Source organism: Pseudomonas sp. MWU16-30316 (assembly GCF_020515645.1).
Taxonomy (GTDB): domain Bacteria; phylum Pseudomonadota; class Gammaproteobacteria; order Pseudomonadales; family Pseudomonadaceae; genus Aquipseudomonas; species Aquipseudomonas cerasi.
Genome location: NZ_JAIZAZ010000007.1, coordinates 24,495 through 36,976 on the forward strand (window position 1 = coordinate 24,495; position 12,482 = coordinate 36,976).

Genomic DNA, 12,482 nt, shown 5'->3' on the forward strand with positions numbered 1-12,482 from the left:
GAGGCCCCTGACATGAAAGCCATTGCGTACTATCAGTCCCTGCCCATCAGCGACGTGAAATCATTGCAGGATATCGAGCTGCCCGAGCCGGTGGCTGGCGATCGCGATCTGCTGGTCGAGGTCAAGGCCATCTCCGTCAACCCGGTGGACACCAAGATCCGCCAGAACGTCCAGCCTGAGGACGGTGCAGGCAAGGTGCTGGGCTGGGACGTGGCCGGAGTGGTCAAAGCCGTCGGTAGCCAGGTCACGCTGTTCAAGCCGGGCGACAAGGTGTTCTATGCAGGCTCTCTGACCCGGCCAGGTGCCAATAGCGAGTTGCACGTGGTGGATGAACGCATCGTTGGCCACATGCCCAAGACCCTGAGCTTCGCCCATGCGGCGGCGCTGCCGTTGACAGCCATCACCGCCTGGGAACTGCTGTTCGAGCGACTGCAGATCCCGCAGCAAAAAGGTGAAGGCGCACACAGCCTGCTGATCGTCGGTGCTGCCGGTGGCGTGGGTTCGATCCTCACCCAACTGGCGCGCAAACTGACCTCGCTGAAAGTCATCGGCACCGCCTCGCGGCCCGAGACCGAAAGCTGGGTCAGCGAACTGGGCGCGCACCATGTGCTGGATCACAGCAAGCCGCTGAGCGAAGAACTCAAGCGCGTCGGCCTGAACCACGTCACTCATGTGGCCAGCCTGACCCAGACCGAACAGCATCTGGATCAGCTCGTCGAGGCACTCAAGCCACAAGGCAAGCTGGCGCTGATCGACGACCCCAAATCGCTGGATGTGTCGAAACTCAAGCGCAAGAGCCTGTCGCTGCATTGGGAGTTCATGTACACCCGGTCGATGTTTGAAACCGAGGACATGATCGAGCAGCACAACCTGCTCAACCGGGTTGCCGAGCTGATCGACGCCGGTACGCTGAAAACTACCTTTGGCGAGCACTTCGGCACCATCAATGCCGAAAACCTGCGCCGCGCTCATGCCCTGCTGGAAAGCGGCAAGGCCAAGGGCAAGGTCGTGCTAGAAGGTTTCTGAGCCACAGAGGCCTGAGCCGTGTGAAATCGATGGTATCAGTCACGCCCGGCGCGACTGACACCACCGCTTTGGCGATCAGGCGGTCTGGAGCGATGCGTCGCGCCGTGCCTGTGCACGGCGCGTCAGCACCGAGATGCCCACAGTCAGCACGCCGCACAGGCTGATGACCAGCGCCATTGGCGTGGCCGTGCCATCATGCAGCAAGCCCACCAGACTGGCGGCGACGGCGGCAACGCTGAATTGCAGGCACCCCAGCAACGCCGACGCACTGCCCGCGCGCGCCCACTGGCCATTCATGGCGCAAGCCGATGCATTGGGGATGATGCACCCAAGACTCGCCACACAAATGAACAGCGGCACCAGCAGCGGCCAAAGCGCTTCGGTGCGCAGCAAGCTGATCGCCAGCAACACCAGCCCCGCAGCCAGATAGATCCAGACCGTGCGCGACAGCAAAAATGCCGGACCGGTCTTGCGCAGAATACGCGCATTGATCTGCGCCACCAGAATGAAGCCCGCCGCATTCATCCCGAACAACCAGCCGTAGTGCTCGGCAGGCACGCCATACAGCTTGATGAACACAAACGGCGAGCCCGCGACGTAAGCGAACATCCCGGCCATGGCGATGCCACCGGTCAGCGCATGACCAATGAACACGCCGTCCTTGAACAGATTGAGGTACTGGCCCAGCGCGCCGCTCAGCGGCTGGCGCGGCGTGGTGGCCGGCATGCTTTCCGGCAGCCCCAGTGCGACGGCCGCCAGACAGGCACCGCTGAACAGGGCCAGGCTGACGAAGATCGATTGCCAGCCAAAGGTGCTGACCAGCACGCCGCCCAGCATGGGAGCCAGAATCGGTGCCAGGCCCATGACCAGCATCAGTTGCGAGAAGACCTTGGCCGACTCGACAGCGTTGCACTTGTCGCTGACGATGGCGCGCGACAAGACCATTCCGGCACAGCCACCCAGCGCCTGTACGAAGCGTGCAGCGATCAGCCATTCAAGACTCGGCGCAAAGGCGCAGGCGACCGAGGCCAGCATGAACAGGGTCACGCCAACCAGTAACGGAATGCGCCGACCGAATCGGTCAGCCACCGGACCATAGGCCAGTTGCCCCAGGGAAAGCCCCAGAAAGTAGGCCGCCAGGGTCAGCTGTACGTGTTTTTCATCGGTCCCGAAATACGAGGCCATGGCCGGAAAGCCAGGAAGATAGAAGTCGATGGCCAGAGGGCCGAAGGCGCTCAATGAGCCAAGGATAAGGATCGTTCGTAGATTCATCGGGTGTCCATTAACGGATGCAGAGCAACGGGCTAGTTTACCCGGCTTACCTTGCAGAGAACGACGGACGGGGGAATTAATTCAAAATTTTTCAATGTTTACAGACCGGGAGACCGCCTTGATCTCCCGGGTCTGGATCATGCCGGCTGCGCCTGATAACCCTCTTCGCTGATCAGGCTGACAATCCGCTCGGGCGACAAACTGCTTTGCACCTTGACCTGTTTACTGGCCAGTTCGACCTGAACATCGGCGCTCGGATCGTCATGCTTGATGGCCTCGGTCACCGCGCGAACACAGTGCCCGCAGGTCATGCCTTGAACGTTGAATAACTGCATGGTGTCACTCCTTCAGTGATGAACAGTGAGCATCTTCAACCTTGTCATCATGGGAAGGTCAAGTTTCTGTCATTGCTGCCGGGCTGGCATTCGGCGTAATCGTGAGCCAAGCTGAGTGATCGACACCTATACCGTCAGCCATATTTACATCAGGAGTATCAGCGATGCGCTGGTCAGCAGTCAGCCTCTTCAGCATTCTCGGTTTCCTGGCTATCACCCCTGCCACTCAGGCGGCTCAGGACTACGGCATCCTGATCATTTCCCGCGAGCGCCTGGAAGTCGCGACTTCCTGCGAGATCGGCATCTACGTTCAGGACCGCCTGGCCGGCAGGCTGTTTCAGGAAGACTCGGTGTCCTTCAACCTGCCGGCAGGTGAAGTCTCGGTGCGGCTGAGCACCCTGCGCGGCAATGTCGTGGGCTGTGAACCCGGCATGGAAGCGCCGCGCAGCACCAAGATTCAGCTGCGCTCCGGGGATATCCTCAAGTACCGCATTGCTACCGACCTCAACGGGCTGTACCTCAAGAAAGCCGACCTCAACTATTGATTCGCGCTTGACCTTGCCCATATGGCAAGGTTGATCCTTGCAGGCAGCCAGCCTCAGGGAGTGATTCACATGCAAGACACCACCACCTTCGACCTGCCGATCAGCGGCATGACCTGCGCCAGTTGTGCAGGTAGGGTCGAGCGTGCCCTGGCCAAAGTGCCGGGGGTCAACAGCGTAACGGTCAACCTGGCCAATGAACGCGCCCATGTAGACACCGCAGCGCACACCGATCCGCAAACCCTGATCGACGCCGTCAGCCGCGCCGGTTATGGCGCCACCCTGGGCCAGGATCGTCACGCCGAAGCCGATCAAAAAGCCCGTCACTTGCATAACGAGCGCTGGGCCTTGCTGCTGGCCATCGCGCTGGCGCTGCCGCTGATCCTGCCGATGCTGCTGACCCCGCTGGGCGTGCACTGGATGCTGCCCGCGTGGGTGCAGTTTGCGCTGGCGACGCCGGTGCAGTTCATCCTTGGCGCACGCTTTTACGTGGCCGCCTGGAAAGCCGTGCGCGCAGGTGCCGGCAATATGGACCTGCTGGTCGCCATCGGTACCAGCGCCGGCTACGGCCTGAGCGTCTATCAATGGCTGCACGCTGCGCCTGGCACAACGCCGCATTTGTATTTCGAAGCATCGGCGGTGGTGATCGCGCTGGTGCTGCTGGGCAAATACCTGGAAAGCCGCGCCAAGCGCCAGACCGCCAGTGCTATCCGTGCCCTTGAAGCACTGCGCCCGGAGCGTGCCCTGCGGGTGGTCGACGGCCTCGAACAGGACGTCGCTATCAGCGCGCTGCAGCTTGATGATCGGGTGCTGGTCAAACCCGGCGAACGCTTTCCGGTGGACGGCGAAGTGGTCGAAGGCCGCAGCCATGCCGACGAAGCGCTGATCACCGGTGAAAGCCTGCCGGTGGTCAAGCAACCGGGCGACAAGGTCACCGGCGGGGCTATCAATGGCGAAGGCCAATTGCTGATCAGGACCACAGCGCTGGGCGCAGAAACGGTGCTGGCGCGCATCATTCGTCTGATCGAGGACGCCCAGGCAGGCAAGGCTCCGATCCAGAAACTGGTGGATAAAGTCAGCCAGGTGTTCGTGCCGACCGTACTGGTGATTGCCTTGCTCACGCTGGTCGGCTGGCTGCTGGTCGGTGCCTCGCTTGAAGTCGCGCTGATCAATGCCGTCGCTGTACTGGTGATCGCCTGCCCTTGCTCGCTGGGCCTTGCGACGCCGACAGCGATCATGGCCGGGACCGGCGTGGCTGCGCGCTACGGCATTCTGATCAAGGACGCCGAAGCGCTGGAACGGGCTCACGAGGTCGATGCCGTGGTGTTCGACAAAACCGGCACGCTGACCTCGGGCACGCCGCGTATCACCAACATGAGCGCGGTGCTGGGCAATGAAGAACATCTTCTGCAACTGGCGGGCGCGCTGCAACGCGGCAGTGAACACCCCTTGGCCAGAGCGGTGCTGGATGTGTGTCATGAATGGCAACTCAAGCCTGATGCCGCGCAAAACAGCCGCGTCCTGAGCGGTCGGGGCATCGCTGGCACCGTCGAGGGCCGTGAACTGGCGTTGGGCAATCGACGTTTACTGGAGGAAAGCGGCCTGCCGATGGGCGATCTGGCCGAGTCCGCGCGCATCTGGGAAGCCGAGGGGCGCACGCTGTCCTGGCTGATCGAGCAGGCTCCAGAGCCAAAGGTGATCGGCATGTTTGCCTTTGGTGACACGCTCAAGCCCGGAACCGATCAGGCGATCAAAGCGCTGAATGCGCGGGGCATCACCAGCCATCTGCTGACTGGCGATAACCGTGGCAGTGCCCAGGTGGTTGCCAGGACATTGGGGATACACGACGTGCATGCCGAAGTGCTGCCTGCCGACAAGGCGGCCACCGTCACTCAACTGAAAAGCCATCATGTGGTCGCGATGGTCGGTGACGGCATCAACGATGCTCCGGCGCTGGCGGCGGCGGATGTCGGTATCGCGATGGGCGGCGGGACCGATGTCGCCATGCATGCAGCGGGCATCACCCTGATGCGCGGCGATCCGCGACTGGTTCCGGCCGCCCTCGACATTAGCCGAAGGACCTACGTGAAAATCCGCCAGAACCTGTTCTGGGCGTTCGTCTACAACCTGATCGGCATTCCGCTCGCGGCGCTGGGCTATCTCAATCCGGTACTGGCGGGCGCGGCCATGGCGCTGTCGAGCGTCAGCGTGGTGAGCAATGCGCTGCTGCTGAAAACCTGGAAACCCCGCGACCTGGAGGACGCACCATGAATATCGGTCAAGCGGCGAAAAACAGTGGCTTGAGCGCGAAAATGATCCGCTATTACGAATCCATCGGCCTGTTGCAGGCGGCGCATCGCAGCGACAGCGGCTATCGCGTGTACAGCGCGGACGATCTGCACACGCTGGCGTTCATCAAGCGCTCAAGAGACCTGGGGTTTTCGCTGGAAGAAGTCGGCAAGCTGCTGACCCTCTGGCAGGACCGCCAACGGGCCAGCGCCGACGTCAAGGCACTGGCCCGGCAACACATTGCCGAGCTGAACAAGAAGATCGAAGAACTGGCGAGCCTGCGCGATACGCTTCAGGAACTGGTGGAACATTGCCAAGGCGACGACCGCCCCGACTGCCCGATCCTCAAGGACCTGGCGTCGGGCGGGTGCTGCTAGCCACACCGCAAGGGCCCTTACTGCATCCGCACGCACTCCCGAGGGAGCGAGCTTGCTCGCGAAAGGGCCCGTACAGGCTCCGAAAACAACGCGCCTGATCCATCGTCTTCGCGAGCAAGCGAAGCGTCGCCCGGCTCGCTCCCACAAAAGCTTTACTGCATCCACGGCGGCGGTGGTTCTTCGGTGGACCTAATCAGTGGAGCGCCTGCCGTACTTACTCCCGTGGGAGCGAGCTTGCTCGCGAAAGGGCCCGTACAGGCTCCGAAAACTACGCGCCTGATCCATCGCATTCGCGAGCAAGCGAAGGTCGCCCGGCTCGCTCCCAGAAGGGTCTTACTGCATCCACGGCGGTGGTGGTTCTTCGGTGGATTTGCTTGGTGGCGCATCGTCTGCCGCGCGAGCTGCCTGGCGACGGGCTTCGTCGAGGCGGGCGGCTTCGATTTCGCGCAGTACGCCGCCCACATCGGCTTCGTCCTCCGGCTCATCGAATTCGCCGGTCAGCACCGTGGCGGGCGACAAGGTGCCTGCCTCGTAGTACGACCACATTTCCTTGGCGTACTTGGTCTTTCTGAGCTCCGGAGCGAAGCGGCCGAAGTACAGCGCCATGTTGCCGACGTCGCGCTCCAGCATGCTGAACGCATGGTTGTTGCCCGCGGCATCGACCGCTTGCGGCAAGTCGATGATGACCGGGCCGGACGGCGCCAGCAGCACGTTGAACTCGGACAGGTCACCGTGCACCAGACCGGCACACAACATCAGCACGATCTGCTCGATCAGGAATGCGTGATACTCGCGCGCCTGATCCGGCTCCAGCACGACGTCGTTCAGACGCGGCGCTGCATCGCCGTACTCGTCGGCCACCAGTTCCATGAGCAGCACGCCTTCCAGGAAGTCATACGGCTTGGGCACCCGAACACCTGCGCTGGCCAGACGAAACAGCGCAGCCACTTCGGCATTCTGCCAGGCGTCTTCGGTTTCCTTGCGCCCGAACTTCGAGCCCTTGGCCATGGCGCGGGCCTGTCGGCTGTTGCGTACCTTGCGGCCTTCCTGATACTCGGCCGCCTGACGGAAACTGCGTTTGTTAGCCTCCTTGTAAACCTTGGCACACCGCAGCTCATTGCCGCAACGCACCACATAAACAGCTGCCTCTTTACCACTCATGAGCGGGCGCAGCACCTCGTCGACCAGACCGTCTTCGATCAGGGGTTCAATGCGTTTAGGAGTTTTCATCAGCTTTTATTGTGGGTCCTTTGTTGCCAGATACGCGATTGTTGCCGTTATACGGCAATCCTCCGCCAGCGAGTAGGGGTAACCCCCTGTGGATTGAAAGGTTTTTTAAGAAAAAACCACGCAATCCCCCGGTTTAAAGCACCTTTCGTGCCGTACAGCAGGTCGAAGATATTCCGGGACAAAACATGTAAAAGCAGAAAAAACAGTGTTGGATGCACTCGTTAGTGCACAAGGCATCCCGGCCTTACTTGAACAAGTCACCGGGGGTGTGACCGAACAAACCCTTGAACGCAGCGATGAATGCTGACGTCGAGTCATAACCGCAGGCCAGCGCGGTATGCGTCACACTGGCGCCCTCTTCCAGTGCAGAAAGCGAAGACAGTAACCGTGCCCGCTGCCGCCAGCCGCGAAAGCTCAATCCGGTTTCCCGCTGGAACAGGCGCATCAGGGTTTTCTCTGAGGTCCCTAGACGGGCGGCCCAGTCGTGCAGGGTAATCAACCGACCCGGCTCCTCGATCAACTCGTTGCACAGCCCCAGCAAACGCGGATGACGCGGCAACGGCAGTGAAAAGCCGACTTCGGGCAACTGCGCCAGTTGATCCAGCAGGACCTGCACCAGCCGCGCCTCATGGCTGTCCTGCTCGGTATAATCCACGGGCAGCAGGCAGAAGCTCTTGATCAGCTCACGGGCCAGTGGCGTGACTTCCAGCACCCTGCAGCGCTGCGGTGCCCACCCCGAATCTGCCGTGCGAATGTACAGGCTGCGCATTTCGGCGCGCATGGAGGTCACCACCTCATGCTCAAGCCCGGCAGGCACCCAGACGCCCCACTGCGGCGGCGCAAAGAAACTGCCCTCGGCGGTATGCACCCCCAGAACCCCGCTGATGGCGTAGGAAAACTGCACCCAGTCGTGGCGATGGGGCGGCGTCCACGAACCGGCAGTAAGGCTTTCAGCACGAGCATACAGCGGGCGCGGCAGGCCGGCCAATGCCGGTATCTGCCGTTCGCCCGTAGGCTGCCGCTGATTGATCTGTCCGTTACTCGGCATCTTATGGCCTTATATCGCAAGACGGCTATGGCGCAACAGAGTAGCCTGCACGCATCTCTGTGTACAAACGTTCTACGGACCCCGCATGCAATCACTCAAACACTTCAAACGCGTCGCTACCGACTGGTTCCTCTGGGGCATGGTTCTGGCGACGGTGCTCGCCTACTTCTTCCCGCGTTTCGGCGCTACCGGCGGCAGCATGCACGCTGAATACGTCATCAAAGTCGGCGTGTTCGTAGTGTTCTTTCTGCATGGGGTAAACCTGTCCAGCGAGCAGATCAAGAAAGGCCTGACCAACTGGCGCCTGCACGTGATGATCCAGGTCTTCACCTTCGTGGTGTTCCCGCTGATCTGGTTGGCGTGCCAAAAACTGCTGGGCTCGTATGTGCCGGCGCTGCTGATGCTGGGTTTTCTCTACCTGTGCGCCCTGCCCTCGACCATTTCGTCTTCGGTGGCACTGACCGGCAGCGCAGGCGGCAATGTCCCGGCAGCGATTCTCAACGCCAGCATGTCCAGCGTCATCGGGATTTTCATCACCCCGTGGCTGGTTAGCCTGGTGGTCGGCACCGGTGCTGGCGGAATCGATCTGGGCGATACGCTGCTCGACCTGTGCGCCATGCTCCTGCTGCCACTGGTGCTTGGCCAGCTAATGCGGCCGTTGCTGGGCAAGTTTTTCGCCCGTCACAAGAAGTACACCAACCTGATCGACAAGCTGGTGATTCTGCTGCTGGTGTACGCGGCGTTCTGCAACTCGATGATCTCCGGCATGTGGCAAAGCCAGGGCAACAGCGTGATCCTGACGGCGTTCGTCGGCACCGCGCTGCTGCTGGCGGTGATCCTGTTGATGACCACCCGCACGGCGCGGGCGCTCAAGTTCGATCATGCCGACAAGGTCGCGGCGGTGTTCTGCGCCACCAAGAAATCCCTCGCCGCAGGCGCGCCGATGGCTGCACTGATTTTCGGCAGCAACCCGGGGCTTGGCCTGATTCTGTTGCCGATCATGATCTACCACCCGATGCAGTTGATCGTGTGCTCGATCATCGCCGAGAGCTACGCCAGTCGCCATCGCCAAGAGCTTTCGGCCGCCGCGCTGGAAGAGGCTCGCGCCGCGTGAATGCGGCTTACATCAGCGCGTCATCATCCAGTGTGACACGCGCATAGAAGACGATCGCCACGGTAGGGATCAGTGCGGAATAACCCGGCCGCAGCGCAGTGCCGAAGTGCGTCAGCAAGCGTTGCACCGGGGCCTGGCGAATTGCACCCAGCAAGCCCTTGACCGCGCCGGGCGCCTCGTCGGGCTGCGCGGTCTTGAAAAACGCTGCCACGGTCAGGCGCTCGGCCAGTGCATCGACATGCGCGGCATAGATATCCCAGCTCATCGCGCGGACACTGGCGCGCGGCATCTGCACCAGCGGGTGCGCGCTGTTGAACGCATGGCGAAAGAACGTTCTGAGCAGCAGCTCTTCCACTTCAACCACCGTCGCACATTGGTGCAGCGCGTCGCCCAGACCGTATTGCCGCGCCAGCATGCCCAACACTCGCGTATAGGGCACGCCGCGACGCCGGGCGGCATTGATCAGAAAATGCCCGGCGACCAGCTGGAATTCACGCACGAATGCGTACGTACGGTCCGCTTCAGTGGCCTTGAGGCGCGTCCAGCGACTGCTGCGCAAGTGCTTGATGGCCGCCTCCAGCACGTAGTCCGGCGAACGGGCCAGAACGCTGTGCAACCAGACGTCCTGCAAAACCGGGTCGCGGGTCATTGTCGGTAGCACCGCAACGCCGGTTTCCAGCCCTTCACAGCCACTGAAGCGCGTCGCAATCAGCACTTCCTGCAAGCGCTGCCAGTAATGGTGATGGCGATAACCCTGCATGCGCACGTTCTCGAAGTGCTCGACCGGCGTGCGTCCCAGGCTCTTCTCGCCCAGGTTCAGCAAGAGCACATGATCTTCCGTGGAATACGCATTGATCAGCCGTCCGCTGATTCTCTGCTTGAGCAGCTCGGCCTCGGCGGCATCGATACGCACGGCAGCGGCCATCAGCAATACATCGCCCACCACCAGCCCGTGCTCGGGTGTCTGCTGCAGGTCCTTGAGCGCGCTGACCAGCAGCCGGCCGCCCAGTGAATGACCGATCAGATTGACCCGCCTGACGTCGGGATGATGCTCGAACAGGTAGCGATCCAGCTGTGCAAACAGCACCTTGCCCATGTCGCGGGCACGGTTGCGGATGCGCGCGAAGTGAACGACCCGGTCCCCCGCCAACGCCGCCGCGCCCGCGAGCGGGTGCACACGGGCAGCAGCCATGAGCAGGCCACGGGAACGGTTGTCCATCTGGGTGAAATGGCTGGATGGCCAGAACGCCAGAATGTTCACGCTCTGGCGCAATGCACCGGGGATGCTGTTGGCCAACAGGCGTCGGTCATCCAGATCATGCCCTGACGAATAGCCGTGAATGAAGACGTTGGCGACCTCGCCCGATGTCTTGGGCAGGGTCAGAAATTTGAAGTGATTTTCCACGTTGTCCTGTCACACATGGGCGGTTTGCACGCTCAATTTCTGGCGATGAAGCGCTTGGCGATCAGTACGATCAGTCGCAGGCAGAACATGATACCGGTCACCGCGATGACCCATTTGGCCACCAGCAGGAAGTAAGCCTCCGTTTCATCGGAGACCAGCCCCACCAGCAAGCCCATCCCGCCGATCAGCAAACCGATCAGCATCAGCCCGATATAGGGCCTCAGCCAGCGAGTCCGCGCGCCTTTGTCGAACAGATAGAGCACGGTGCCGATCAGAATCAGAAGTACCGATACCCCAATGATGAACCCCATGCCTTACCTCAACGTTACAGGCCAACAATGCTGATTGATCATCCCGCGCACGGATGCGACGCGGAGCGTCACGACATGCATTCCCACGCTGGAGCGTGAGGAACGATAGGTGCCCGGAAGAACACTTATCGTGCCAGTGCTCTGCGTAGTTCAGTTGTGGATTATGCCCATGACCCCAGCCATTTGCCTAACGCTCCAGAATTGCCGTCACGCCCTGGCCGCCTGCGGCACAGATCGAGATCAGTCCACGTCCGCTGCCTGCCGCATCCAGCAGCTTGGCCAGGTTGGCGACGATGCGGCCTCCGGTTGCGGCGAACGGGTGGCCGGCAGCCAGTGAGCTGCCCTTGACGTTCAGTTTGCTGCGATCAATAGACCCCAACGGCGCATCCAGCCCCAGACGGGTCTTGCAGTAATCGGCGTCTTCCCAGGCCTTGAGGGTGCACAGCACCTGCGCGGCGAAGGCTTCGTGAATTTCGTAGTAATCGAAGTCCTGAAGGGTCAGGCCATTGCGGGCCAGCAGACGCGGAACGGCGTAGACCGGTGCCATCAGCAGCCCTTCTGCTCCGTTGACGAAGTCCACCGCCGCAGCTTCGCCATCGCGCCAATAGGCCAGCACCGGCAGGTCCCGCTCGCGAGCCCATTCCTCGCTGGCCAGCAACACCACCGATGCGCCATCGGTCAGCGGTGTCGAATTGCCCGCCGACAAGGTGCCCTTGGCGCTGCGCTCGAACGCGGGCTTGAGGCTGGCCAGTTTTTCAAGCGTCAGGTCCGGACGCAGGTTGTTGTCACGGATCAGCCCCAGATACGGCGTCATCAGATCATCCTGCCAGCCCTCGGCGTAGGCTGCCGCCATTTTCAGATGGCTCTCGAGCGCCAGTTGATCCTGCGGCCCGCGCTCTATGCCCCAGGTCTGCGCCATCAGCTCGCAATGTTGACCCATCGACAAGCGTGTACGTGGCTCGCCGTTACGCGGCAGCTCCGGTTTGAGGTGGTGTGGACGCAGCTGCATCAGGGCCTTGAGCTTGTCACCGGGCGTCTTGCTGCGGTTTACCTGCAGCAGGATTTTGCGCAGCCCCTCGTTGACGCCGATCGGTGCATCGGACGTGGTGTCAACGCCGCCGGCAATGCCGCACTCGATCTGCCCCAGAGCGATCTTGTTGGCCACCAGCAACGCCGCTTCCAGCCCCGTACCGCAGGCTTGCTGAATGTCGTAGGCCGGGGTCTGTGCCGAGAGCCGCGAGCCGAGCACGCATTCGCGGGTCAGGTTGAAGTCTCTGGAGTGCTTGAGCACCGCGCCCGTCACAACCTCGCCCATGCGCAGCCCGTGCAGATTGAAGCGCTCGATCAGCCCTTCCAGAGCAGCCGTGAGCATGTCCTGATTGCTGGCCGTGGCGTAAGGGCCATTGGAGCGCGCGAACGGAATGCGGTTACCGCCGACGATGGCGACCCGACGAGGATGCGTCATGGAAAACTCCCTTTCTTCAAGCGAATGAATGAGCCGTGCCGATCGCAAGAACAAACGTCATGCCACCG

12 protein-coding genes are annotated in these 12,482 nt (G+C 61.7%); 5 read left to right on the top strand and 7 right to left on the bottom strand.

Going from position 1 to position 12,482, the window contains the following annotated elements; translation table 11 throughout:
* The first annotated feature begins 12 nt into the window (after positions 1 to 12).
* The gene (locus LCH65_RS20415; protein WP_003431856.1) at positions 13 to 1,026 is read left to right on the top strand and encodes a zinc-binding alcohol dehydrogenase family protein; all 1,014 of its coding nucleotides are present in this window, start codon (positions 13 to 15) and stop codon (positions 1,024 to 1,026) included.
* A 75-nt stretch (positions 1,027 to 1,101) separates the two neighbouring features.
* Here the strand turns inward: LCH65_RS20415 and LCH65_RS20420 are convergent, their stop codons facing one another.
* Positions 1,102 to 2,298 (bottom strand): multidrug effflux MFS transporter, encoded by a 1,197-nt coding sequence (locus tag LCH65_RS20420; protein ID WP_032609231.1) that lies wholly within the window; start codon positions 2,296 to 2,298, stop codon positions 1,102 to 1,104.
* Positions 2,299 to 2,435: 137 nt separating this feature from the next.
* The gene (locus LCH65_RS20425) at positions 2,436 to 2,633 is read right to left on the bottom strand and encodes a heavy-metal-associated domain-containing protein (RefSeq protein WP_003366461.1); all 198 of its coding nucleotides are present in this window, start codon (positions 2,631 to 2,633) and stop codon (positions 2,436 to 2,438) included.
* A gap of 164 nt (positions 2,634 to 2,797) precedes the next feature.
* Between LCH65_RS20425 and LCH65_RS20430 the strand changes: the two genes are divergently transcribed.
* The 3 genes from LCH65_RS20430 to cueR all read left to right on the top strand — a co-directional run bounded on the left by LCH65_RS20430 (position 2,798) and on the right by cueR (position 5,841).
* Positions 2,798 to 3,178 carry a hypothetical protein gene (locus LCH65_RS20430; RefSeq protein WP_003366459.1) on the top strand — a complete coding sequence of 127 codons (381 nt, stop codon included), beginning with the start codon at positions 2,798 to 2,800 and terminating at the stop codon, positions 3,176 to 3,178.
* A 69-nt stretch (positions 3,179 to 3,247) separates the two neighbouring features.
* Positions 3,248 to 5,446 carry a heavy metal translocating P-type ATPase gene (locus LCH65_RS20435; RefSeq protein WP_226439751.1) on the top strand — a complete coding sequence of 733 codons (2,199 nt, stop codon included), beginning with the start codon at positions 3,248 to 3,250 and terminating at the stop codon, positions 5,444 to 5,446.
* Positions 5,443 to 5,841, top strand: coding sequence for a Cu(I)-responsive transcriptional regulator (gene cueR / locus LCH65_RS20440; protein ID WP_003366456.1), 399 nt, complete (start codon positions 5,443 to 5,445; stop codon positions 5,839 to 5,841). Before LCH65_RS20435 ends, cueR begins: the two co-directional genes overlap by 4 nt.
* Before the next feature lie 333 nt (positions 5,842 to 6,174).
* Here cueR and LCH65_RS20445 read toward each other — a convergent pair whose 3' ends face one another.
* Together LCH65_RS20445 and LCH65_RS20450 are read right to left on the bottom strand one after the other, a co-directional pair.
* The gene (locus LCH65_RS20445) at positions 6,175 to 7,071 is read right to left on the bottom strand and encodes a PA4780 family RIO1-like protein kinase (RefSeq protein ID WP_003366454.1); all 897 of its coding nucleotides are present in this window, start codon (positions 7,069 to 7,071) and stop codon (positions 6,175 to 6,177) included.
* A gap of 244 nt (positions 7,072 to 7,315) precedes the next feature.
* Positions 7,316 to 8,119, bottom strand: coding sequence for a helix-turn-helix transcriptional regulator (locus LCH65_RS20450; protein ID WP_122267184.1), 804 nt, complete (start codon positions 8,117 to 8,119; stop codon positions 7,316 to 7,318).
* 85 nt (positions 8,120 to 8,204) lie between these two features.
* Here LCH65_RS20450 and LCH65_RS20455 point away from each other — a divergent pair, with 85 nt between their 5' ends.
* A complete protein-coding gene (locus tag LCH65_RS20455; RefSeq protein WP_054081324.1) occupies positions 8,205 to 9,233 on the top strand; it encodes a bile acid:sodium symporter family protein in 1,029 nt (342 codons plus the stop codon).
* Positions 9,234 to 9,240: 7 nt separating this feature from the next.
* Here LCH65_RS20455 and LCH65_RS20460 read toward each other — a convergent pair whose 3' ends face one another.
* From LCH65_RS20460 to LCH65_RS20470, 3 genes are all read right to left on the bottom strand, one after another.
* Positions 9,241 to 10,638: a DUF726 domain-containing protein gene (locus LCH65_RS20460; RefSeq protein ID WP_044310529.1), complete on the bottom strand. Its 1,398-nt coding sequence runs from the start codon at positions 10,636 to 10,638 to the stop codon at positions 9,241 to 9,243.
* A gap of 32 nt (positions 10,639 to 10,670) precedes the next feature.
* A complete protein-coding gene (locus tag LCH65_RS20465) occupies positions 10,671 to 10,949 on the bottom strand; it encodes a hypothetical protein (RefSeq protein ID WP_003366444.1) in 279 nt (92 codons plus the stop codon).
* Between the two features lie 187 nt (positions 10,950 to 11,136).
* A complete protein-coding gene (locus LCH65_RS20470) occupies positions 11,137 to 12,414 on the bottom strand; it encodes an acetyl-CoA C-acetyltransferase (RefSeq protein WP_044310530.1) in 1,278 nt (425 codons plus the stop codon).
* Between the last annotated feature and the right edge of the window lie 68 nt (positions 12,415 to 12,482).